At 71.5% G+C, this 22,119-nt stretch carries 21 protein-coding genes and 1 pseudogene; 4 read left to right on the top strand and 18 right to left on the bottom strand.

Translation table 11 applies throughout. The annotated features are described in order from the left end of the window. Positions 1-10: 10 nt before the first annotated feature. Complete coding sequence (gene guaB / locus ADL03_RS32060; protein ID WP_053737334.1) at positions 11-1,522, bottom strand: IMP dehydrogenase; 1,512 nt, start codon at positions 1,520-1,522, stop codon at positions 11-13. A gap of 124 nt (positions 1,523-1,646) precedes the next feature. On the opposite strand from guaB, the gene ADL03_RS32055 reads away from it, so the two are divergent. Next, positions 1,647-2,033: a DUF5319 domain-containing protein gene (locus tag ADL03_RS32055; protein WP_053737333.1), complete on the top strand. Its 387-nt coding sequence runs from the start codon at positions 1,647-1,649 to the stop codon at positions 2,031-2,033. A gap of 1,214 nt (positions 2,034-3,247) precedes the next feature. On the opposite strand, the gene ADL03_RS32050 is transcribed toward ADL03_RS32055, so the two are convergent. The 5 genes and pseudogenes from ADL03_RS32050 to ADL03_RS32030 form a co-directional block, all read right to left on the bottom strand. Then, a complete protein-coding gene (locus ADL03_RS32050; RefSeq protein WP_053737332.1) occupies positions 3,248-4,141 on the bottom strand; it encodes an anti-sigma-D factor RsdA in 894 nt (297 codons plus the stop codon). Then, complete coding sequence (locus tag ADL03_RS32045) at positions 4,142-4,714, bottom strand: sigma-70 family RNA polymerase sigma factor (RefSeq protein ID WP_053737331.1); 573 nt, start codon at positions 4,712-4,714, stop codon at positions 4,142-4,144. It abuts the gene before it with no gap. Positions 4,715-4,944: 230 nt separating this feature from the next. Then, positions 4,945-5,542 (bottom strand): annotated as a pseudogene (locus ADL03_RS32040) (response regulator transcription factor). Between the two features lie 81 nt (positions 5,543-5,623). After that, positions 5,624-6,535 (bottom strand): hypothetical protein, encoded by a 912-nt coding sequence (locus ADL03_RS32035; RefSeq protein WP_063798778.1) that lies wholly within the window; start codon positions 6,533-6,535, stop codon positions 5,624-5,626. A 17-nt stretch (positions 6,536-6,552) separates the two neighbouring features. Further along, positions 6,553-7,503 (bottom strand): MerR family transcriptional regulator, encoded by a 951-nt coding sequence (locus tag ADL03_RS32030; protein WP_197288823.1) that lies wholly within the window; start codon positions 7,501-7,503, stop codon positions 6,553-6,555. Between the two features lie 168 nt (positions 7,504-7,671). Here ADL03_RS32030 and ADL03_RS32025 point away from each other — a divergent pair, with 168 nt between their 5' ends. Then, positions 7,672-7,968: a WhiB family transcriptional regulator gene (locus ADL03_RS32025; protein WP_053737328.1), complete on the top strand. Its 297-nt coding sequence runs from the start codon at positions 7,672-7,674 to the stop codon at positions 7,966-7,968. Between the two features lie 83 nt (positions 7,969-8,051). Here the strand turns inward: ADL03_RS32025 and groL are convergent, their stop codons facing one another. After that, positions 8,052-9,674 (bottom strand): chaperonin GroEL, encoded by a 1,623-nt coding sequence (gene groL / locus ADL03_RS32020; RefSeq protein ID WP_053737327.1) that lies wholly within the window; start codon positions 9,672-9,674, stop codon positions 8,052-8,054. Positions 9,675-9,756: 82 nt separating this feature from the next. Further along, on the bottom strand, positions 9,757-10,050 hold the full coding sequence (gene groES, locus ADL03_RS32015) for a co-chaperone GroES (RefSeq protein ID WP_053737364.1): 294 nt from the start codon (positions 10,048-10,050) through the stop codon (positions 9,757-9,759). Between the two features lie 174 nt (positions 10,051-10,224). Here groES and ADL03_RS32010 point away from each other — a divergent pair, with 174 nt between their 5' ends. Next, positions 10,225-11,733: an alkaline phosphatase gene (locus tag ADL03_RS32010; RefSeq protein ID WP_053737326.1), complete on the top strand. Its 1,509-nt coding sequence runs from the start codon at positions 10,225-10,227 to the stop codon at positions 11,731-11,733. A gap of 84 nt (positions 11,734-11,817) precedes the next feature. Here ADL03_RS32010 and tsaD read toward each other — a convergent pair whose 3' ends face one another. From tsaD to glmS, 9 genes are all read right to left on the bottom strand, one after another. Then, a complete protein-coding gene (gene tsaD, locus ADL03_RS32005; protein WP_053737325.1) occupies positions 11,818-12,888 on the bottom strand; it encodes a tRNA (adenosine(37)-N6)-threonylcarbamoyltransferase complex transferase subunit TsaD in 1,071 nt (356 codons plus the stop codon). Next, the gene (rimI, locus tag ADL03_RS32000) at positions 12,881-13,339 is read right to left on the bottom strand and encodes a ribosomal protein S18-alanine N-acetyltransferase (protein ID WP_053737324.1); all 459 of its coding nucleotides are present in this window, start codon (positions 13,337-13,339) and stop codon (positions 12,881-12,883) included. Before rimI ends, tsaD begins: the two co-directional genes overlap by 8 nt. Next, the gene (gene tsaB, locus ADL03_RS31995) at positions 13,336-14,016 is read right to left on the bottom strand and encodes a tRNA (adenosine(37)-N6)-threonylcarbamoyltransferase complex dimerization subunit type 1 TsaB (RefSeq protein ID WP_053737323.1); all 681 of its coding nucleotides are present in this window, start codon (positions 14,014-14,016) and stop codon (positions 13,336-13,338) included. Before tsaB ends, rimI begins: the two co-directional genes overlap by 4 nt. A 227-nt stretch (positions 14,017-14,243) precedes the next feature. Next, positions 14,244-14,567: a hypothetical protein gene (locus tag ADL03_RS31990; RefSeq protein ID WP_053737322.1), complete on the bottom strand. Its 324-nt coding sequence runs from the start codon at positions 14,565-14,567 to the stop codon at positions 14,244-14,246. A 63-nt stretch (positions 14,568-14,630) separates the two neighbouring features. Further along, positions 14,631-15,092 carry a tRNA (adenosine(37)-N6)-threonylcarbamoyltransferase complex ATPase subunit type 1 TsaE gene (gene tsaE, locus ADL03_RS31985; protein ID WP_053737363.1) on the bottom strand — a complete coding sequence of 154 codons (462 nt, stop codon included), beginning with the start codon at positions 15,090-15,092 and terminating at the stop codon, positions 14,631-14,633. Then, a complete protein-coding gene (locus tag ADL03_RS31980; RefSeq protein WP_053737321.1) occupies positions 15,089-16,186 on the bottom strand; it encodes an alpha/beta fold hydrolase in 1,098 nt (365 codons plus the stop codon). Before ADL03_RS31980 ends, tsaE begins: the two co-directional genes overlap by 4 nt. Further along, positions 16,183-17,268: an alanine racemase gene (gene alr / locus ADL03_RS31975; RefSeq protein ID WP_053737320.1), complete on the bottom strand. Its 1,086-nt coding sequence runs from the start codon at positions 17,266-17,268 to the stop codon at positions 16,183-16,185. Before alr ends, ADL03_RS31980 begins: the two co-directional genes overlap by 4 nt. Before the next feature lie 138 nt (positions 17,269-17,406). Beyond that, positions 17,407-18,789, bottom strand: a complete 1,383-nt coding sequence (locus ADL03_RS31970) for a bifunctional ADP-dependent NAD(P)H-hydrate dehydratase/NAD(P)H-hydrate epimerase (RefSeq protein WP_053737319.1) — start codon at positions 18,787-18,789, stop codon at positions 17,407-17,409. Next, positions 18,790-20,649: a glutamine--fructose-6-phosphate transaminase (isomerizing) gene (glmS, locus tag ADL03_RS31965; protein ID WP_053737318.1), complete on the bottom strand. Its 1,860-nt coding sequence runs from the start codon at positions 20,647-20,649 to the stop codon at positions 18,790-18,792. It lies immediately after the preceding gene. Positions 20,650-20,783: 134 nt separating this feature from the next. Between glmS and ADL03_RS31960 the strand changes: the two genes are divergently transcribed. Next, the gene (locus ADL03_RS31960; protein ID WP_053737317.1) at positions 20,784-21,617 is read left to right on the top strand and encodes a dienelactone hydrolase family protein; all 834 of its coding nucleotides are present in this window, start codon (positions 20,784-20,786) and stop codon (positions 21,615-21,617) included. 55 nt (positions 21,618-21,672) lie between these two features. On the opposite strand, the gene ADL03_RS31955 is transcribed toward ADL03_RS31960, so the two are convergent. Then, positions 21,673-22,116, bottom strand: a complete 444-nt coding sequence (locus ADL03_RS31955; RefSeq protein ID WP_053737316.1) for a hypothetical protein — start codon at positions 22,114-22,116, stop codon at positions 21,673-21,675. Positions 22,117-22,119: the final 3 nt, after the last annotated feature.

The raw sequence follows: 22,119 nt of genomic DNA, 5'->3' as shown, positions 1-22,119 counted from the left end.
CGGGTCCCGCTCAGCGGGTTGTGTAGTTCGGGGCTTCGACGGTCATGGTGATGTCGTGCGGGTGGCTTTCCTTCAGGCCCGCCGCGGTGATCCGCACGAGCTGCTGGTTCTGCAGCTCGGCGATCGTGCGGGAGCCGGTGTAGCCCATCGCCGCGCGCAGACCGCCGTTGAGCTGGTGCACGACCTGCGACAGCGGGCCGCGGAACGGCGTGCGGCCCTCGATGCCCTCGGGCACGAGCTTGTCCTCGTTGAGCACGTCGTCCTGGAAGTAGCGGTCCTTCGAGAACGACTTGTTCTCGCCGCGCGACTGCATCGCGGCCAGCGAGCCCATGCCCCGGTAGGTCTTGAACTGCTTGCCGTTGACCAGGATCAGGTCGCCGGGCGCCTCCTGGGTGCCCGCGAGCAGCGACCCGAGCATCACGGCGGACGCACCGGCCGCGATGGCCTTCGCGATGTCGCCGGAGTACTGGATGCCACCGTCACCGATCACCGGCACCCCGGCGGGACGGCAGGCCAGCGAGGCCTCGTAGATCGCGGTGATCTGCGGCACGCCGACACCGGCGACCACGCGCGTGGTGCAGATCGAGCCGGGCCCGACACCGACCTTCACACCGTCCGCGCCCGCGTCGATCAACGCCTGCGCACCGGCCCGCGTGGCGATGTTGCCGCCGACGACGTCCGTCGAGTCGCCGAGCTCCTTCTTGATGCGGGCGACCATCTCCAGCACGCCGCGCGAGTGCCCGTGCGCCGTGTCGACCATCAGCACGTCCACGCCGGCTTCGGCGAGCGTCATCGCGCGGACGAACGAGTCCTCACCCACACCCACGGCGGCGGCGCACAGCAGGCGGCCGTCCGGGTCCTTGGTGGCGTTGGGGTACTGCTCGGTCTTCACGAAGTCCTTGACCGTGATCAGGCCCTTGAGCTTGCCGTCACCGTCGACGATCGGCAGCTTCTCGACCTTGTGCCGCCGCAGCAGCCCCAGCGCGGCCTCGGCCGACACGCCGACCTGCGCCGTGACCAGCGGGCCGTTGGTCATGACCTCGCTGACCTTCTTGGCGTGGTCGAGCTCGAACCGCATGTCGCGGTTCGTGATGATGCCCACCAGCTTGTTGTTCGAGTCGGTGACCGGCACACCGGAGATGCGGTAGCGCGCGCACAACGCGTCGACCTCCGCCAGCGTGGCGTCCGGGGAGCACGTCACCGGGTCCGTGACCATGCCGGCCTCGGACCGCTTGACGGTCTCCGCCTGCCGCGCCTGGTCCTCGATGCTGAGGTTGCGGTGCAGCACACCGATGCCGCCCTGCCGCGCCATCGAGATCGCCATCCGACCTTCGGTGACCGTGTCCATCGCTGCGCTGGCCAGCGGAATCTTGAGGCTGATGTTGCGCGAGATCCTGGTGCTCGTGTCGACGCCGCTCGGGACGACGTCCGACTCGGCAGGCAGCAGGAGCACGTCGTCGAAGGTCAATCCCAGCATCGCGAACTTGCTCGGGACTCCGTCAGCGTTGAGCTCGCTGGTCATGGCGGGTGGCATGCCTTCCGTCGTGCGGTTGCCTCCGTCGCTGCGTCCGGTTTCCGCAGGCGGAGGCGGTGCTGCCCATGGTATCTGGACGTATCCCGGGGTACGGCGGGTACCGTGCGGGGTCGTGCCGCACGACGCGTTGCCACCAGACCCCTTCGCGGGCGACCCCGAGGACCCCGCGCGCTCTCTGGGTGAGCCCGACCACCACGACCACGCCCCGATGGACGACGAGGAACGCGCCGAGCTGGTCAGCGACCTGAGCGACCTCGCCGTCTACCAGGCCCTCCTCGAACACAGGGGCGTCCGCGGCATCGTCGTGGACTGCGGCGAGTGCGAGGAACCGCACTACCACGACTGGGCTTTGTTACGAGCCTCACTCGAACAGCTCCTCGCGGACGGCCGCATGCGTCCCCACGAGCCCGCCTTCGACCCGGACCCCGGCGCCTACGTGAGCTGGGAGTACTGCCGCGGCTACGCCGATGGGGTCACGGCCACCGAGTCGGCGCGCTGACTTTTCTTTTGGGCTGCTCAGCGCGGCCTTTGGTGGGCGGTTGCGCGGGATTCACGCCGACTTTCGGGGCGGGTGCGCTTCCGGCGGTTGGGGTCGGCTGGGTGGGGTGACCGAGGTCAAGGCGTGACGTTGGTCGCGCACCCGGCCACGGGCCGCTCGGCAGGCGTGGCGAGGGGGTGGAGCCGTGGACGGCCGGGCCGTGCACCCGCCACGGGCTCGGTGAGCGGGCTGGCGGGTGAGCGGTGTGCGGTGAGGTGCGCATCCCGCCACGGACTCGTTCGGCAGGCGTGGCGAGGGGCGGAACGGCGTTAGCCGAGCCGCGCACCCGTCTCGGGCTCGATGAGCGGCGGGCTGGCGGGTGGACAGCGGTGCCAGAGACGGCGCACCCGCCACAGGCTCACCGGCAGGCTCGCGCAGGGGTCCCCCGCGCATTTGGCTCCCCCGCGACCCAACGTACCCACGGGGTCTGACATTTCTGGCCACACCGGGTCTGACACTTCCGGACACACGGCGCCTGAACACTCGACGCTGGCGCTCCAGATCCAGTCAAGGCGAGCTGGCTCCGGCCCCGGTCGACCATGGTGGGGCCCGTCGAGCACGGCGAGACGTACCGACCTGCCCGAGGCACCGCCACGCACCGTGCCGCGCGGCAGACCCCCGGCGACTCGGTCATGATCACACCCGTCGAGCGAAGCGAGACGAATCGGCCCGATGCCTCGGATGGCGAGCCCTATCGAGCGAAGCGAGACGTATCTACCTTCCCTCGACGGGTAGCGGTGACAGCCCCTTTGACCTGCGATTGGGGCTTGACTTTGAGGGCGGGGCGATATCCTGGCAGGGATCGGCCGGGCTCTTCTCAGCCCGGCTTTTAGGCGGACTCATCGCCCCGCTAGAGGCTCGAAGTCAAGCCCCAATCGCGATCGTCGCGAAGCGGCGATGCACCCCGAACGTCGTCCCTGCCTGCAAGACCACGGCATCAAGGTGATCGCTCACGTGCCCGACCACCCCCGGTGCCAAGGCGACAGACAACGGACCAAACTCGACCCCGGTGCCAAGGCGACAGACCACCGGACGCAACCCACCCTGGGCGCCAAGACGACAAACCACGGACCCCCATCCGGGTCACCCGATCGTCATTCCACCTGACGTGTGAACGCCCCTGACCTCCGCGAAGTCAGGGGCGTTCACATCTCGTCTCACTCGGCGATCCAACTTCAGTTGGTCCCCGTACTCCCACCTTCGTTGACCGCGTTGGTCCCACTGGACCCAGGCGTCTCCTTGGTCCCCGGATCCGGCGGCGGAGGCGGGGGCTCTTCGCCGTTCGACGTCGGGTTCGGCGGCGGAGGGGTCTCCGACGGCGCGGACGTGGGCGGCGGGGAGGTCGAGGCTTCCGTCGTCGGGGGCGAGGACGGGGTCGTCGGCTTGGTCGAGGGCTCGGTGGGCTGGGGCACGACGGGCGGTGGCGTGGTGGGTGACGTCACCGAGGTGTTCGTGTCCAGCTGCTTCGCGAGTTCCTTGTGCTTTTCCTCGAGCTGGGCCTTGCCGTCGTCGGTCGAGATGGACCCGAGGCTGGCCTCGATCCTGTTGAGCTTCTCGCGGGCCTCGCTGACCTTGCCCTCGCGCAGGGCGAGGCGGGCCGAGTCGAGGTCGCTGCGGACGATGGCCGCCGCCTCGATGGACTTCGCGTGCTCGGAGTAGAGCACTCGGGTGAGGCCCCAGAGCGCGTCGCCCGGCTGGGCGTCGCGGGCCACGAGGCTCACGCCGGTGAAGGCGATGGCGAGCACCGCGGCGGCGCTTGCCAGGGGGATCAGGAAGCGGTGCTTGCTCACCGGCTGCGGGCGGGCAGCCTGGATCGTGGCGATGGCGGTCTCGGTGTCGACGAGCTCTCCGAAGGGCTCGGTCTCCACCTCGTGCCGCCACGCGAGCAGCAACGCGTTCAGCTCGTCGTCGACCAGTGCGCCGGCCGCACCTGGTGTCGCTGACCCCAGTGCGTCCAGCAGCCGGTCATCGGCCTGTACAGCCGAAAGATCATCTGCAACGGGTTCGTGCGGGGCTCTATCGTCCTGTCCGCGCACTTCTCCGTCGTCCTTCCCGTGTTCGTCGGCCACTCAGACCACCTCCTCCGCTGCCAGCGACTTGCGCAGCCGAGCCAGCGCACGGTGTTGCGCCACCCGGACCGCACCCGGCGTCGAACCGACCGCCTCGGCAGTTTCCTCGGCGGAGAGTCCGACCACCACCCTCAACAGCAGGATCTCCCGCTGCTTCTCCGGCAGGACGCGCAGCAGGACGGCCATCCGGTCGGAGAGTTCGCCCTGCATGGCCCGCTGTTCCGGACCAGCTCCGGTCTCCGGCGCGTCGGGTACCTCGGGAACGGGCTCGGAGCGGTTCCTGGCGGCAGACCGATGTGCGTCGGCCACCTTGTGCGCCGCGATCCCGTAGACGAACGCGAGGAAGGGCCGACCCTGATCGCGGTAGCTGGGCAATGCCGTGAGCACCGCGAGACACACCTCCTGGGCCACATCGTCCGCCGAAGCGAAGCTTCGCTCCTGCCTGCCAACTCTGGCGCGGCAGTACCGCACCACCAGAGGACGAATGGAGGCCAGCAGGCGTTCGATCGCCTGGCGGTCGCCGTCGACGGCCGCGCCCACTTCGGCGTCCAGTCCGTCCCCCAAGTTGGTCATCGCAGACAACAGCCCTGGTGTTACTTGTTGGCGTACCGACATAGAACAACACGAGTCACCCACGGCGACTTCGAGCAGTGGTTCTCACCGTACCGGTCTGAGCGCCGTCTGTTCATCAACGGGGTATGGACACCACGCGTGATCAGCCGACACGCCGAACGGCCGCAGCCCGGCGACAGTGTCACCGGGCTGGGGGATTGCGGCTTGCTCGTCGAACGCCGTGGCGCTGACTACTGCACGAGACCACGCCGGAAGCCGTGTGCGACCGCCTGGGCGCGGTCACGGACTCCGAGCTTGCGGAACAAGCGACGGGCGTGCGTCTTGACCGTGTCCTCCGAGAGGTAGAGCTCGCGGCCGATCTGGCCGTTGCTCTTGCCCTGGCTCATGCCGCGCAGCACCTGGAGCTCGCGCTCCGTGAGCTGCACACCGGGGTCGGAGGGCTGGCGCGGTGCGGGCACCGAGGTGCTGGCGAGCGTGTGCGCGAGGGCTGCCACAAGCTCGGGGCGCGACGCGTCCCACCTCAGATAGCCGCGGGCACCGCCGGCGATCGCGGCGGCGATGCTGCCCGCGTCGTCGGGGGCACCGAACACGATGACGTTTGCCTGGGGGTTCGCGGAGACGAGCCGACGGGTTGCTTCCACCCCGGTCGGGACGGCGCGCTGGGTTCCCACCAGTACGACGTCGACCGGCTGCCTGGAAAAGCGAGCCAACAACTCGTCACCGTGCGCTACGCAGTCGATGCGGCTAACCCCCGGGGACAGCCGACATCACGCGGGTGAGACCCTCACGCACACTGCGCCGGTCATCGCAAATAAGGACCGTGGTCACGGGGACTCCTTTCCTGCAGCCGAGTGACGTTCCATATCCCCTATCGGACGCTGATGGCCCGACCTTGACACGATCCGGTGCTTAATCCGTCAAGAAGTTCGTCTGAGGGTCTGCGTTCGGGGGTTCCCCGGAACGGAGCAGCCCGGTCGGCACCCAGGGGGACTCGAGCGCGACCTGACGGCTGACGGGATCAGCTCTCCGTAACACGCAGCTCAGAGCCTCCGTCGCCCGGTTGATGGCGACTGCGCCCACCGTGGGGGCATGGCCCACCAGGACAAGAGCGCTCGGCCAGATCAACGGATGAAGCCCATTTTCGGCGCTGTGATTTAGCTCACACTCGACTAGTTCAACGCCTCGGGCGAGGCCGTCGGGTGTCCCCTCCACGACCAGGGAGGTGCCGAGCACGAGTGCCGACTTGAGCGTGTGCCGGAGCGCTCCCTCCCTCTTCGCCACGCCGTACGCCTCCTCTGCGGGGGCCACCGCCGCGTGCGCCCGGCCGGAGGCCAGCTCCACCTCGGCGCTCACCCAGCCGAGCCGGACCGCACCGCGCCAGGACGGCGTGCGGCCGAGCTGGGCGAGCAGCCGCCGCGACTCACCAGGCCGCCCGGCGCCGATCGCGTCGGCCGCGAGCCCGAGCACCGCGTCGACCCGCGCACCGGCGGCGTCAATCCCGTCCGGGTCGGCGTCCCCCGCACCGGCGTCGCAGGCACGGGCGAGCGCCAGGCCGTCCAGCCCGCGCGCGAGGTGGTGGGCACCGAGCTGGCGGTGGTGCGACGCCCGCGTCGACAGGGCGAGCGAGGCGATCACCGGGTCGGGGTCGTGGCGGAGCGCGTCCAACGCGGTCGCCGCGGCGGCGTAGTGCCCCTGCCCGCCGAGCACCACGGCCGCGAGCCACCGCACCCGAGCGCTCGGCGCACCGAGCGCGCCCCAGACGTCCCGCTCGGGTGAGTCACCGAAAGCGGCCCGGCGCAGCCCGTCTTCCCCAGAGTCCACGAGGACGCAGTGTGCCGTCAGGTGACGGCGGCCTCCACGGCGGCCGCCGCGTCACCGAGGTCGGCGACCCGCTCGGCCGGCGACGGCACCACGCCCCGCCGCCAGCCCGGACCGCCGACGAACACCCGGACCTGCTGCCGGGTGCGCGGCAACGCGGTGAGCACCCCCGGATCGGCGTACCCGGGCAGCTGCGCCCACAGCACCACCGCCGACGGCGCGGTCCGCCGCACGGCCGCGGCCAGCGCGTCCACCGGCAACGCCGCCCCGAGCTGCCGGACCACGATCCCGCGCCGCGCCAGCTCCGCCGCCAGCGGGTAGAGCGGGAGGTTGTGCCTCTCCTCCGGCATGCACGCCAGCAGCACGGGCCGATGGTTGCGGCCGAGCGTGACGAGCGGTGTCGCGCGCACGAACGACGCGAGCACGCACTCGTTCAACAGGTGCTCCACCTCGACACCGGCACCCGACAGCTCCCACCGCGCGGAGACGGCCGTCAGCACCGGCCGGACGACCTCGTTCCACGTGGCGATCACGCCGTCGGAGGCCAGGGAGTCGGCCAGCATCCCCTGCACGGCGATGGAGTCCATCGCGAGCGCCGCACGGCCGAGCCCGCGGGCGAGCCGGGACGCGCCCGGCATCTTCAGGCCCCGGCCGCCGGCCGGAGCGGCAGGCGCCTCGCCGTGCGTGATCGACGACCCCGAGTCGAGCGCGAACCGGGCGGCTTCGGCCGATGAGGCGCCACGAAGAAGAGCGCGCTGCATCAGTTCCAGGCGTGCCACGTCCCGTGGCCCGTACTTGCGGTGTCGCCCGACCGTGTGACCACTGGGTCCGAGCCCGTAGCGGCGGTCCCAGGTGCGCAGCGTCGCGGGTGCGACGCCGAGCCGCCTGGCCACCGCGGCCACCGAGAGGAGGGGCTCACCCGTGTGACTACCGGCTGGTCTGTGCTCCGGCTGCGTCATCACGAGAGCCATGTTCCGTTCACCTCATCCGGGCGGCAACTCCGGGCGGTGAGTGAGCGAACACGCGTGCCGTCACCCATCAGTTGATTTGGGTCTTCAGCCTCTTGAACAAGTATTGACGCGGTTCTACGGTGGATCTTCATTAAGCCGAATGGAGCAGTCGTCACGGAGGCGGTCTCGATGGCGGACACCCGAAGGCTCCCCGGTCCCAACGCAGACCTGTGGGACTGGCAGATGCGCGGTTCGTGCCGGGGCATGGACAGTGCGTTCTTCTTCCACCCCGACGGTGAGCGGGGTCCGGCGAGAGCCCGGCGGGAAGCTCGCGCCAAGGCCGTCTGCCTCGCCTGCCCAGTGCTGGAGATGTGTCGCAGGCACGCGCTCGCGGTGCAGGAACCCTACGGAATCTGGGGCGGGCTCTCGGAATCGGAGCGCGACCACATCATCAAGGCGCGCAAGCGCCAGCTGGCGATCGTCTAGAACAGCCGGAGGGGGCGGTACCGCGCAGGTACCGCCCCCTCCGGCTGTCAGCTCACCGTCCCGCCCGAGGCGGGACGGGCAACTCAGTGACCGTGGCCGTGACCGTGGCCGTGTCCGGCCGCGGCGGGCTCTTCCGCCTTCTTCTCCACGACGGCGCTCTCGGTCGTGAGCACCATGCGGGCGATGGAGGCGGCGTTCGCCACGGCGGAGCGGGTGACCTTGACCGGGTCGATGATGCCCTGCTCCAGCAGGTCGCCGAACTCGAGCGAGGCGGCGTTGATGCCGAAGCCCCAGTCGCCCTCGCGGACCTTGTTCACCACGACGGCGCCTTCGAGGCCGGCGTTCGCGGCGATCCAGAACAGCGGCGCGGACAGGGCCTTTGCGACGAGCGCGACACCCGTGGCCTCGTCACCGGACAGGCCCAGGCCGCCGTCGAGCACCTTGGCGGCGTGGACGAGCGCGGAGCCACCGCCGGGGACGATGCCCTCCTCGACCGCGGCCTTCGTAGCGGCGACCGCGTCCTCGATGCGGTGCTTGCGCTCCTTGAGCTCGGTCTCGGTGGCGGCGCCGACCTTGATCACGGCGATGCCGCCGGAGAGCTTCGCGAGGCGCTCCTGCAGCTTCTCGCGGTCCCAGTCGGAGTCCGTGGCCTCGATCTCGCGGCGCAGCTGCTCCGCGCGGCCGGCGATGTCGGCCTTGGTGCCGCCGCCGTCCACGATCGTGGTGTCGTCCTTGGTCACGACGACGCGGCGGGCGGAGCCCAGCTGGTCGAGCGTGGTCTCGGACAGCTTCAGGCCGATCTCCGAGGAGATCACCTCGCCGCCGGTGACGACCGCGAGGTCGTCCAGGAACGCCTTGCGGCGGTCGCCGAAGAACGGCGCCTTGACGGCGACGACCTTCAGGGTCTTGCGAACGGCGTTGACCACCAGCGTGGACAGGGCCTCGCCCTCGACGTCCTCGGCGATGATCAGCAGCGGCTTGCCGGCCTCCGCGACCTTCTCGAGGACCGGGAGGACGTCGGCCAGCGCCGAGATCTTCTCGCGGTGCAGCAGGATGCGGACGTCTTCGTAGACGGCCTCCTGCGCCTCGAGGTCGGTCGAGAAGTGCGTCGACACGTAACCCTTGTCGAACTGCACGCCCTCGGTGATCGCGAGCTCGGTCGCCAGCGTCGAGGACTCCTCGACGGTGATGACGCCGTCCTCGCCGACCCGCTCGATGGCCTCGCCGAGCAGCGCGCCGATCGAGGTGTCCCGCGAGGAGACGGTGCCGACCTGGGCGATGTTGTCGCGGCCCTTGACCGGGGTGGCCTTGGCCTTGAGCGCGTCCACGACGGCGTCGGAGGCGGCCTGGATGCCACGGCCGAGCGCGGTCGGGTTCGCACCCGCGGCGATGTTGCGCAGGCCTTCCTTGACCAGCGCCTGCGCCAGCACGGTGGCGGTGGTGGTGCCGTCACCCGCGACGTCGTTGGTCTTGGTGGCGACCGACTTGGCGAGCTGCGCGCCGAGGTTCTCGAACGCGTCGTCCAGCTCGATCTCACGGGCGATGGTCACACCGTCGTTGGTGACCGTCGGGCCACCGAACTTCTTGTCGAGCACGACGTGGCGCCCGCGCGGCCCAAGGGTGACCTTGACCGTGTCCGCGAGCTTGTTGACGCCGCGCTCGAGCGCCCGACGAGCGTCCTCGTCGAAGCTGATCTGCTTGGGCATTGCCTAAAGCCTCTCTGGTAGCGAAACGCCCCGGAAGCCCCGGAGTGGGGCGCCGGGGCGTCAGGCATGACAGCCGGTCGTCCTAGTTGACGACGGCCAGCACGTCGCGGGCGGAGAGGATCAGGTACTCCTCGCCGTTGTACTTGACCTCGGTGCCGCCGTACTTCGAGTAGATGACGACGTCGCCCACGGCAACGTCGACCGGGACGCGGTTGCCCTTGTCGTCGATGCGGCCGGGGCCCACCGCGAGGACCTTGCCCTCCTGGGGCTTCTCCTTCGCGGTGTCCGGGATCACGAGGCCGGAGGCAGTGGTCGTCTCGGCCTCGGAGGCCTGAACGACGATCTTGTCCTCGAGCGGCTTGATGTTCACGCTCACCGGGATGACCTCCACGGGTCGTTGGCAGGTTTCGTTGTTACGGCTACCTGCCACCCCGCCGTCGCGGGGGTCGGGGCGGTGCTGGTGCCGTGCAATTGGCACTCTACCCATGAGAGTGCCAACGCTTCAACGAGGGTCCCGAACCGATCACCCACTGGGAGCCGTGTTCACCCCATGTCCACGTTGACGCGCCGAACGCTGCTGCTCGCCGGGGTGGCCGGGGTCACAGCGTTCTCGGCTGCGGCGTCCGCCCGTCGCAGCGACCCTTTCACACTGGGTGTGGCCTCGGGTGACCCGACACCCGACGGAGTGGTGTTGTGGACCCGGCTGGCCCGCGATCCGCTCGCCGACGACGGGTCGGGCGGCATGCCGGCGCGCCCGGTCGAGGTGTCCTGGCAGCTCGCCGACGACGACCGGTTCACCCGGATCGTGCAGCAGGGCTCGACCACGGCTCGACCGGAGGACGGCCACAGCGTCCACCTGGAACTGTCCGGCCTGCGGCCCGGCCGCGAGTACTCCTACCGGTTCAAGGCGCTCGGGCACCTCTCCCGCACCGGCCGCACCCGCACGGCGCCCGCCGCCGGATCGCTGTCGGTGCCGCTGACGATGGCCTTCGCGTCGTGCGCGCAGTTCGAGCACGGCTACTTCACGGCCTACCGCCGGCTCGCGGAGGACGAACCGGACCTCGTGCTGCACCTGGGCGACTACACCTACGAGTACGCGAGCGGCATCCACGTCGCTCCGCAGGGCAACGTCCGCCACGTCGAGGGCCCCACCACCGTCACGCTCGCGGACTACCGCCGCCGCCAGGCGCAGTACAAGGCCGACCCGGACCTGCAGGCCGCGCACGCCGCCGCGCCGTGGGCGGTGGTGTGGGACGACCACGAGGTCGACAACAACTGGGCGGGGCTGCAGCCGGAGAAGCCGCAGCCGGACTTCGCCGCACGCAGGGCCGCGGCCTTCCGGGCCTACTACGAGAACATGCCCATCCGCAGGTCATCGCGGCTGTACCGGCGGATCCGGTGGGGCGCGCTGGCCACGTTCCACATGCTCGACACCCGCCAGTACCGCACCGACCAGGCCTGCGGCGACGGGTTGCAGCTCTGCCCGCAGCGGCTGGAGCCGTCCCGCACGATGCTCGGCGACGAGCAGGAGCGGTGGCTGCTGCGCGGCTTCCGCGAGTCGAGCGCGCGGTGGGACGTCCTGGGCCAGCAGGTGTTCTTCTCGCAGTACGACTACATCCCCGGTGACGTCGACAAGTTCCTGCTCGACGCGTGGGACGGCTACGTGGCGGACCGCGACCGGGTGGTGGCGGGGTTCGCGGACGTGCGCAACCCGGTCGTGCTCACCGGTGACGTGCACGCCGCGTGGGGCGCGGAGGTCAAGCAGCGCTGGGACGACCCGTCGTCGCGCACGCTCGCGACCGAGCTGGTGACCACGTCGATCACGGCCGGTGGCGACGGCTCCGAGGAGTACCCGGAGACGCCGTCGTGGCTGCGGGAGAACCCGCACGTGAAGTACTTCAACAACCGGCGCGGGTACGCGCTGACCCGCTTCACGCCCGATGAGCTGCGCACGGACTTCCGAGGCCTGGACTTCGTGTCCCGTCGCGGGGCTCCGGTCGTCACGAAGGCCTCGTTCGTGGTCGAGGACCGCAACCCCGGCCTGAACCGCGTCGGCTGATGTCGCACATTCCGCATGCCGGAAGTCACGCGGGGGCCCCGCGTTTCCCTGAGGAGAACGCGGGGGCCCCGCGTGACGTCGGGGTCAGAGGATTTGCACGGTTCCGACCGGGAGGCCGGGGGTCGTGCTGAGGTCCATCCTGGACGGTTTGGCGCCCGCCGCGACGAGGTGGGCGCCGAGCGCCGCGATCATCGCGCCGTTGTCGGTGCACAGGCGGGGGCGCGGCACGCGCAGCTCGATGCCGGCCTCGGCGCAGCGCTCGGCGGCCAGGCCGCTCAGCCGCGAGTTCGCCGCGACACCGCCGGAGATCACCAGCGTGCCGACGTTCAGGTCCTTCGCCGCCCGGATCGCCTTGGCGGTCAGCACGTCCGCGACGGCCTCCTGGAACGACGCCGCGACGTCGGCCAGCGGGATCTCCTCACCGGCGCGCTCGGCGCGTTCGACCCAGCGGGCCACGGAGGTCTTCAGGCCGGAGAACGAGAAGTCGTACTTCGCGTCACGCGGGCCGGTCAGACCGCGCGGGAACGCGATCGCGCAGCCGTTGCCGGTCTTGGCGAGCTTGTCGATGGGCGGGCCGCCGGGGTAGGGCAGGTCGAGCAGCCGCGCCACCTTGTCGTAGGCCTCACCGGCCGCGTCGTCCACGGTGGACCCGATCTCGGTGATCGAGTTCGCCAGGCCGCCCTCGACGAGCAGCAGCTGCGAGTGGCCGCCGGAGACCAGCAGCGCCAGGCACCGCTGCGGCAACGGGCCGTGCTGCAGCGTGTCCGCCGCGACGTGGCCCGCGAGGTGGTTCACGCCGTAGAGCGGCTTGCCGAGCGCGGCGGCGTACGCCTTCGCGGCGGAGACACCGACCAGCAGCGCGCCGGCCAGACCGGGACCGGCGGTGACGGCGATGGAGTGGATCTGCGAGAGCTCGACACCGGACGTGTCGAGCGCGCGGCGCATGGTCGGGACCATGGCCTCCAGGTGCGCGCGCGAGGCGACCTCCGGCACGACGCCGCCGAAGCGGGCGTGTTCCTCGACGGAGGAGGCGACCTCGTCGGCGAGCAGTTCGAGCGCGCCGTCCGGGCCGAGGCGGACGATGCCGACGCCTGTCTCGTCGCACGAGCTCTCGATTCCGAGGATCAGGCGGTCACCGTTGTTGGGGCTAGACACTTTGTGCGGGCCTTCCCATCGTGTACGCGTCGGCACCCGACGGCTGGTAGTAGCGGCGGCGCAGCCCGAGGCGTTCGAAGCCGTGCGCGCGGTAGAGGGCGATCGCGGGCTCGTTGTCCGTGCGGACCTCGAGGAACACCGGCACGTTGATCTCGTCGACGCGGGCCAGCAGGTCGCGCAGCAGCAGCTTGCCGACACCCTTGCCCTGCCAGTGCCGTGCCACGGCGATGGTGTGCACACTCGCCTCGTACGCCGACGCGGCGAGCCCTGCGTAGCCGATGAGTTCGTTGTCGCTGTACGCGCCCTTGTAGTAGTTGCCGCGGTCGAGCTCGCTGTGGAACGCGTTCTCGCTCCACGGGTCCTCACCGGGGAACAGGTCGAGCTCGATCTCGTGGCACTTGGGCACGTCGGCGTGCTGCAACGGCGCGAGCGTGACGGTGCCGGTGGTCATGGCCTGGTCACCCGCTTGCGCCCGACCGGTTCGACCGCGTCCGGGCGCCGCAGGTAGAGCGGGGTGAGCGCGGCGGGACGGGCCTTCGCGAGCACCTCGGCGGCCGCGGCGGCGACCAGGCCCTCCGGCGACGGGTGCCTGGCTTGGAGCAGCTCCAAGCCGAGGACGTCGGCGTAGAGCTCCGCGCCCTCACCGGTCGCCTGGTGCACGCCCAGCGCGGGCAGCTTCTCCGCGAGCTCCTGCGGGCGTTCGACGTGCGGCCCGTCGGTGCGGCGGCCCGCGGCGTCGTAGGCGGCCCAGTAGACCTCCCTGCGGCGCGCGTCCGTGGCGACGAGCAGCGGGTGGCCGCTGGCGGCGTCCCTGGCGATCGCGTCCGTGGTGGCCACCGGGTAGACCGGCCGGTTCAGCGCCTGGCCGAGCGCGGCGGCGGTGGCGAGGCCGACCCGCAGGCCGGTGAACGGGCCGGGGCCGGCGCCGACGACGATCGCGTCGAGGTCGGCGAAGGTCTTGCCGGCCTCTTCGAGCGCGGCGCTGATGTGCGGGGTGAGCAGCTCGCCGTGCGCCTTGGGGTTGAGCGTCACCCGCTTCGCGAGCAGCCGCGGCGGGGTGTCTGGCGCGAGGTCGACCACACCGGCGGTGACTGCGGGGGTGGCCGTGTCGACGGCGAGCACTAGCACGGTTGTCCAGGGTAGTACGAGCTCGTGCCGTCGACCTCGTCGCCGTGCGCCGACGCGCTCGTCAGGCGTGGCGGCGGACCGCCGGCGACCAGGGCGGGCGGGTGGTGCCGGCGGGCGAAGTGCCGGCACCACCGGAGCTCGGGTCCTGCGGCGCGAGCTGTCCTCACGGGACGGTCAGCGGGATGGCCGGAGGGCTCGGTCCGGCCATCCCGCTGAGCTCGTGGCGGTCAGCCGGCCGGGTCGCCGTCGCAGGCGAGACGGGCCGGTGAGTCGACCGTGAAGATCTCCAGCGGGCCGTTCCACCGCCACGGCACGGCACAGGCGTCGTCCAGCACGCTGACGGTGCCGCCACCGGTGGCGCGGTCGTCGGCGCACGTGACGTAGCCGGGCACGGGGCCCTCGTGCAGCAGCGAGAGCGGGCCGTTCCACTGCCACGGCGCGGCGCACAGGCGGCCGCCGGGCCGGTCGTCCTCACCGGCGGCGGCGGGCACGGCCGCGGCGAGCAGGGCACCACCGACCACCGCGGTCGCGAGGAACGCCTTCGTGCTCATGCCGGGGTCATCGGGCGGCCGTGACTCGTCCTGAACGGACGTCACCCCATCCGCCGAACGACGTCACACCGGCAGGTTACGACCGATCCAGTCGCCGTGCGGGACCAGCTGGGCCGTGCGAACGTCGTCGGTCCCGCGTTCGAGGCGGATGAGCAGGTGGTCCTCGCTCAGGCGTTCCGCGACGCCCTCGCCCCACTCGACGGCCACCACGGCGTCGACCAGGTCGGTGTCGAGGTCGAGGTCGTCCAGCTCGTCGAGGTGACCACCGAGCCGGTACGCGTCGACGTGCACCAGCGGCACGCCCCTGCCGTCCTCGGCGGGCTCGTGGACGCGGGCGATCACGAACGTCGGGGAGCTCACCCGGCCCTGCACGCCGAGACCGCGCGCCAGCCCGCGCACCAGCGCGGTCTTGCCGGCTCCCAGCGGGCCCGCGAGCAGCAGCAGGTCGCCTGCCCGCACGAGTTCTCCCAGCCTGCGGCCGAACTCCTCGGTGTCCTCCACCAGGGGCAGTTCGACGGTCCTCACGCTCGCCGCCACCACTTCTTCCGACTTTCTCCGCGATCGGCCGCGCACCGCTCGATGAGCGCGACCAGGTGGTCGTTGACCAGGTCAGCCTGCTCCATCATCACCATGTGCCCGGCACCGGGGGCCCTGACCAGCGTGGCGTGCGGCATCTCCTCGGCCATCCGCTCGGCGTGCGAGAACGGCGTGAGCTTGTCCGCGTCGCCGCTGAGGATCAGCACCTCGCAGTGCCGCAACCCGGCCAGCGCCTTGTAGCGGTCGTGCGTGCCGAGCGTCTCCAGGAACTCGGTGAGCACCTGCACCGCAGTCCCGTTGATCATCTGCTCCATCAGGTCCACGAGGGACGGAGCCACCTTGCGGTCGCCGAACGCGAACGTCCGGATACCGCTCCACGTCAGGGTCTTCGCGCTCCTGCGGGCCCACTCGACCAGGCCCGGCTGCAGTCCGGCGAGCCGGCCGATGCCGAGCGTCACCGGGTTGTGCCGCGACAGCACCGACTTGGGCAGGCCGGCCCCACCGACGGCACCGGCGGCCGTGCCGACGAGCGCGACACCGCGCACCCGTTCGGCGAAGAGGTCAGGCCGCTGCTCGGCCAGCGCCATGATCGTCATGCCACCCATCGAGTGCCCGACCAGGACCAGCGGCCCCTCCGGCACGACGGCGCGGAGCACCGCGTCGAGGTCGTGCGCGAGCTGCTCGATCGTGCTGGACTCGGCGGACGAACGCCCGGAACGGCCGTGGCCGCGCTGGTCGTAGAGCACCTGGTGCACGCGGGGGTCGAGCAGCTCGGCCAGGTCACGGCGCTGGAAGTGCCAGCAGCGGCGGTCGAGCGCGAACCCGTGCACGAGCACGACGGTGATGTCGGCCTCGCCGTCGTCGCCGGGGTCGACCTCCTCGACGGAGAGCGGCACGCCGTCGTCGGCGGCGACCGTCGACTCCCGGTCCGGCCGCAGCGCGCCCAGCGGCTCGTCGGCGAGGCTGTCGGACACCGTCCTGCGCTGGTGCGACACCTTGGCGGTCTGCGCGACGGCGGCACCCGCGACGGCGGCACCCAGCGCGCCACCGACCCACCCGACGACCTTCCACACCGGCTTCACGTGTAGATCCTCCGCACCCGCGGCCGGTACATCCCGCAGACGATCTCGTAGTCGATCGTCCCGGTCAGCTCCGCCCACTCCGTCGCCGTCGGCTCCCCCCTGCTCCCGTCGCCGAACAGCAGGACCTCCGCACCCTCCTCGACCGGGTCGTCACCGCAGTCCACGACCACCTGGTCCATGCAGACACGCCCGACCACCGGGCGGCGCCTCCCGGCCAGGAGCACCTCCATCCGGCCGGAGAGCGCCCTCGGCACACCGTCCGCATAGCCCGCCGGCACAAGTGCCAGCGTCGTGTCCTGCCGCGCGGTCCACGTCATCCCGTAGGAGACCGACTCGCCGGCAGGGATGCGTTTCGTGAGCGCCACACGGGACCGGAAGGACATGACCGGACGCAGGTCGTGGCCGGTCGGCACGGGGTTCAGCCCGTAGATCGCGATGCCTGGCCGGACGAGGTCGAAGTGCAGGTCGGGGCGGGTCAGCAGGGCCGCGGAGTTCGCGATGTGCCGCATGGGGTCCAGGCCGTGCGCCCGTGCGACCTCGTAGGCGTCGTCGAACCGCTTGGCCTGCAGGTCGATGGACGGGTCGCCGATCACGTCGGCGGAGGCGAGGTGCGACCAGACGGCCACGACCTCGTGCTTCTTGGCCTGCTCGACCAGCTCCGGCCAGTCGGCCGGCTGGCAGCCGTTGCGGCTCAGCCCGGTGTCGATCTTGAGGTGGAGCCGCGGCCTGGCGTCGGCCTCCTCCGCTGCCCGCTCGACGCGGCGCAGGTCCGACAGCGAGGACACGGACAGGTCGACGTCCGCGGCGATACCGGCGGCCAGGTCCTCGTCGGGGGCGTCGAGCCAGGCCAGCACCGGGGCCTGGATGCCGGCGGCCCGCAACGCGAGGGCCTCCTGCGTCGAGCACGACCCGAGCCAGGTCGCACCGGCTTCGAGCGCCGCGCGGGCGACCTCCACCGCGCCGTGGCCGTACCCGTCCGCCTTGACGACGGCCATGGTCCGGGCGGCCGGCGCGAGGCCGGCGAGCAGCGCGACGTTGTGCCGCAGCGCTCCGAGGTCGACGACAACTTCTGAACGGGCCATAACCTGTTCATCGTGTCATAGCGCCGCAGCTCATCGGGTGTGAGCGAGCGCTCACGCAGGGGTCCCCCGCAGGGGGTCCCCTGGTTCAATTCTCCCAGACGACACCGACAAGATCGGGAGCGTTCGCCGAGCAGCAGCTCAGCGGTTCCGGACGGCCCGGATCGCGGCCGGAATCGCCTCCATCAGCCGTGACGCGGGCACGGGTGCGCCGTCCGCACCCAGTTCGGCGGCCAGGACGTGCAGGTGGGCGGCGTAACCGGCGGCGAGGAACGGGTCCAGCCCGCTCGCGAGCAGCGCGCCGATGATCCCCGAGAGCACGTCACCGGAGCCGGCGGTCGCGGGCCAGGACGACGTCGCCGAGTTGACCAGGACACGACCGTCCGGTGCCGCGACCACCGTGCGGTGGCCCTTGAGCAGGACCACGGCGTTGAAGCGTTGAGCGGCCTTGCGGGCGGCGGCGACGCGGTCGGCGCCGACGGGACCCGCGAGGCGTTCGAACTCGCGGTCGTGCGGGGTCAGCACCAGCGCCGAGTCGGGGTCGCGGGCGTCCCACAGCTGCGGGTTCTGGGCCAGCAGCGTGATCGCGTCGGCGTCGGCGACCACCGGGACGTTCGCGTCCAGCACGAACCGCAGCACCTCGGCCGACGAGCTCCCGGTGCCCATGCCGGGTCCGGCCACCCAGGCCTGCACGCGGCCCGCGTCGGTGATCGAGCCGGTGCAGATGGTCTCCGGCCAGCGCGAGCGGATCGCGTCGGCCGCGGGGCCGGCGTAGCGGACCATGCCCGAGGTGGCGAGCACCGCGGCACCGGTCGACAGCACCGCGGCGCCGGGGTAGGTGGCGCTGCCGGCGGCCACGCCCGTGACGCCCTGGGTGTACTTGTCGTCGTGCGGTCCCGGCACCGGCCAGGCGATGTCGGAGCGGTCGAGCAGCACGAAGTCCGGGTCCGTCGGGCGGAGGCCGATGTCGACGAGGTGGACGTCGCCGCAGTCGGCCAGTGCGTGGACCGGCTTGAGGCAGCCGAACGTGACGGTGGTGTGCGCGTGGACGTGCGGGCCGGAGATCTCGCCGGTGTCCGGGTCGATGCCGCTCGGCAGGTCCACGGCCAGGATCGGCGCCGTGACCGTCTCGACCAGCCTGGCCGCGTCCGGGCGCAGCGGGCCGCGGGCGGACAGGCCGACGATGCCGTCGACCACCAGGTCCGGGGTGCCGACCTCGTCGACCACCCGGCCACCGGCCCCGCGGAATGCCGCAAGGCCCTCCGCGTGAGCCTTGGCCGGGTTGAGCAGGACCGCGGACACCGCAACACCCCGGCGGCGCAGGAAGTAGCCGGCCCACAGGGCGTCGCCGCCGTTGTTGCCCGCGCCCACGAGGAGCGTGACCCGGCGGCGGCCTTGCAGAAGTCTCAGGGCGTGGGTGGCCACACCGAACGCGGCCTTGCGCATCAACGAGCCCGGCGGGACCACCGCCATGAGCTCTTCCTCAGCGGACTTGACGCGTTCGGTGTGCCAGACGCCCCTCACTCACTCCACCGTAACGGACTTCGCCAGGTTGCGAGGCTTGTCGACGTCGTAGCCGCGGCTGCGCGCGATCTCGGCGGCGAGCACCTGCAGCGGCACCGTCGAGATGAGCGGCTGCAGCAGGGTCGGGACGGCCGGGATCTCGATCAGGTGGTCCGCGAACGGGCGCACGGTCTCGTCGCCCTCCTCGGCGATCACGATCGTGTGGGCGCCTCGGGCCTGGATCTCGCTGATGTTCGACACCAGCTTCGAGTGCAGGACGGCGCGGCCCTTCGGTGACGGCATGACCACGACGACCGGGAGGTTCTCCTCGATCAGCGCGATCGGGCCGTGCTTGAGCTCACCGGCGGCGAAGCCCTCGGCGTGCATGTAGGCGAGCTCCTTGAGCTTGAGCGCGCCCTCCAGTGCCACCGGGTAGCCGACGTGGCGGCCGAGGAACAGCACCGCCTTCGAGTCGGCGAGCTCGCGGCCGAGCGTGCGGACCTGCTCGACCGTGCCGAGCACCCGCTGCACCGCGGCGGGCATGGCCTCCAGCTCGTGGAACTCGCGGGCGACCTCGTCGGGGTACTTGGTGCCGCGGGCCTGCGCCAGGGCCAGGCCGACCAGGTAGTTCGCCGCGATCTGGGCGAGGAACGCCTTGGTCGAGGCGACCCCGATCTCCGGGCCCGCGTGCGTGTAGAGCACGGCGTCGGACTCACGCGGGATCTGCGCGCCGTTGGTGTTGCAGACGGCCAGGACGCGGGCCTTCTGCGCGCGGGCGTGGCGGACGGCTTCGAGGGTGTCCGCGGTCTCGCCGGACTGCGACACGGCGACGACGAGCGTGTCGCGGTCGAGCACCGGGTCGCGGTAGCGGAACTCGGAGGCCAGCTCGACCTCGACGGGCAGGCGGGTCCAGTGCTCGATCGCGTACTTCGCGACGAGGCCGGAGTGGTAGGCCGAACCGCAGGCGACGACGAAGACCTTGTCGACGTCGCGCAGGTCCTGGTCGGACAGGCGCTGCTCGTCGAGCACGATCCGGCCGTTCGAGAAGTGGCCGCGCAGCGTGTTCGCCAGCGCCTCCGGCTGCTCCTCGATCTCCTTGAGCATGAAGTACTCGTGGCCGCCCTTCTCGGCGGCGCTGAGGTCCCAGTTGACCGTGAACGGCTTGGCCTCGGCCTGCTCGCCGTCGAAGTCGGTGACCCGGTAGCCGTCGCGGGTGATCACGACCATCTGGTCCTGGCCCAGCTCGACGGCCTCGCGGGTGTGCGCGATGAACGCGGAGACGTCGCTGGCCACGAAGTGCTCACCCTCGCCGACCCCGACGACCAGCGGCGAGTTGCGGCGGGCGGCCACGACCTGGTCCGGCTCGTCCGCGTGCGTGATGACGAGCGTGAAGGCGCCTTCGAGCCGCTGCACGACCTTGCGGACGCTGGCCGGCAGGTCGCCCTTCGTGTCGCCGTCGGCGTAGGCGAACCCCACGAGGTGCGCGACGGTCTCGGTGTCGGTGTCCGAGGACATCTCGACGCCGAGCCCTTCGAGCTCACCGCGCAGCGCCGCGAAGTTCTCGATGATCCCGTTGTGCACCACGGCGACGCGGTTCGTCGCGTCCCGGTGGGGGTGCGAGTTGCGGTCGATCGGCGCGCCGTGCGTCGCCCACCGCGTGTGGCCCATGCCGACGGTGCCCGCGAAGTTGTCGCGGCCCACCTCGTCCAGCCTCGTCTCCAGGTTCTGCAGCCGGCCGGCCTTGCGTTCGACGGCCAGCTCCGAGCCTGCGACGACAGCGACGCCAGCCGAGTCGTACCCCCGGTACTCCAGGCGCCTCAGCCCGTCCAGGACGACGTCGAGCGCCGACCGGTGACCCACGTATCCCACGATTCCGCACACGAGAGACAGGGTAGCTAGACCACGGCGCTAACCCTAAAGGGTGAGGTGGGTGAATCACCGCAGGTCACCGGCCGCTTTGGTGTAGACCAATCTCGGATGTGGCCCTGCCGACACCATCGACTACGGTTCAGCACATGGCTCGCCGCGTGATCACGCTGACCGCGAAACAGGCCCTCGAGCAGCTCAGCCGGCCTGGCCCCCGTCCGGTGCTGCGCGGCGACCTCGCGCTCGTCGGCCTGCCCGGTGTCGTCTTCACGCCGGCCACCGGACTGGGCCTGCCCGCCGTCGCCTTCGGGCACGGCTGGATGCAGCCGGTTCGCCGCTACCACGGTCTTTTGCGCCACCTCGCCTCGTGGGGCGTGGTCGCCGCGGCACCGGCCGTCGAACGCGGCCCGCTGCTGTCGGCGCGGGTGCTGTCGGCCAACCTGCTGACCACTTTGGACATCTGCACCGGCGTGCGGCTCGGGTCCGGCGAGATCAGCGTCGACCCCGCCCGGCTGGCGCTCGCCGGTCACTCGATGGGTGGCGGCGCTGCGGTGCTCGCGGCGGCCTCGGCCGACCGCGTGCGGGCCGTTGTGACGTTGGCCGCAACGGAGACGCGGCCGTCGGCGCTGGACGCGGCGCGCGAGGTGTCGGCGCCGGGGCTGCACCTGGCCGCCGGCGAGGACCGGATCGCACCGCCGGTGGGACACGCGGAGGCGATCGCGTCCGCCTGGGGCGGGCCGGTGCAGCTGCGGTTGCTGCCCAAGGCCTCGCACCTCGGGTTCACCGAGGGGCGGCACTGGAGCGAGCTCATGCTCGACGGGCGCGGCGAGCGGGGTGCGCAGAAGCTGGGACGGGCGTTCGTGACCGCGTTCCTGCTGCGGGTGCTCACGGGCGAGCGCGCGTACGACGAGCTGTTGGACAGCGACCTCAAGAACGCGGAACTGGTGTTCCAGCGCGAAGCCCTGCCAGGTCACTCGGCATAGGCCCGGAAACGGCAGCGCGCCCCGCACCGTGCGGGGCGCGCTGACCGGAAACCGGCTAGCTGAGCCAGGTCTGGCCGCTCAGGTCGTCATCGTCGTCGTCCACCCGTGCCGGACGGCGGGAACGTGCCGGCGGCGGTGGGGGCGGCGGCACGACCGGCGGTGGCGGCGGTGGCTGGGGAGCCGAGACCGCGGGCGGCGGGGCGTAGCCGCCGTCGTCGTCCTCGGGCCCGAAGGCCAGCTCGCCCGCGGAACGGTCGCGCTGTTCCCACTGCGGTTTGCGCTGCGGCTTGTCGCCCTGCTTGGCGATGTTCTCCGCGGCGTCACGGGCGGTGGCGAGGTCGCGCTGGTGCTTCTCCTCACGCGCCTTGGCCTCGGCGGCCAGGCGGTCCTGGTCGGCCCTGAGGTCCGCGGTGATCTCGGAGTTGGAGCGGCGCGACCGGGCGATGTTCTCGTCGAACAGCGCCTGGATCTTGGGGTCCACGTCCCCTGCGATCGACATGGG

Source organism: Nocardia sp. NRRL S-836 (assembly GCF_001279525.1).
Lineage (GTDB): Bacteria > Actinomycetota > Actinomycetes > Mycobacteriales > Pseudonocardiaceae > Lentzea.
Note: the sequence above shows the minus strand (reverse complement) of the source record. Positions and strands in the feature narration are given on the sequence as shown.

What these genes read in the sequence shown, in the direction of transcription:
- guaB (WP_053737334.1), bottom strand. Translation starts at nt 1,522, where the DNA reads ATGACCAGCGAGCTCAACGCTGACGGAGTCCCGAGCAAGTTCGCGATG.
- ADL03_RS32045 (WP_053737331.1), bottom strand. Translation starts at nt 4,714, where the DNA reads ATGACCAACTTGGGGGACGGACTGGACGCCGAAGTGGGCGCGGCCGTC.
- ADL03_RS32030 (WP_197288823.1), bottom strand. Translation starts at nt 7,503, where the DNA reads ATGGCTCTCGTGATGACGCAGCCGGAGCACAGACCAGCCGGTAGTCAC.
- ADL03_RS32025 (WP_053737328.1), top strand. Translation starts at nt 7,672, where the DNA reads ATGGCGGACACCCGAAGGCTCCCCGGTCCCAACGCAGACCTGTGGGAC.
- groL (WP_053737327.1), bottom strand. Translation starts at nt 9,674, where the DNA reads ATGCCCAAGCAGATCAGCTTCGACGAGGACGCTCGTCGGGCGCTCGAG.
- ADL03_RS32010 (WP_053737326.1), top strand. Translation starts at nt 10,225, where the DNA reads ATGTCCACGTTGACGCGCCGAACGCTGCTGCTCGCCGGGGTGGCCGGG.
- rimI (WP_053737324.1), bottom strand. Translation starts at nt 13,339, where the DNA reads ATGACCACCGGCACCGTCACGCTCGCGCCGTTGCAGCACGCCGACGTG.
- ADL03_RS31990 (WP_053737322.1), bottom strand. Translation starts at nt 14,567, where the DNA reads ATGAGCACGAAGGCGTTCCTCGCGACCGCGGTGGTCGGTGGTGCCCTG.
- alr (WP_053737320.1), bottom strand. Translation starts at nt 17,268, where the DNA reads ATGGCCCGTTCAGAAGTTGTCGTCGACCTCGGAGCGCTGCGGCACAAC.
- ADL03_RS31960 (WP_053737317.1), top strand. Translation starts at nt 20,784, where the DNA reads ATGGCTCGCCGCGTGATCACGCTGACCGCGAAACAGGCCCTCGAGCAG.
- ADL03_RS31955 (WP_053737316.1), bottom strand. Translation starts at nt 22,116, where the DNA reads ATGTCGATCGCAGGGGACGTGGACCCCAAGATCCAGGCGCTGTTCGAC.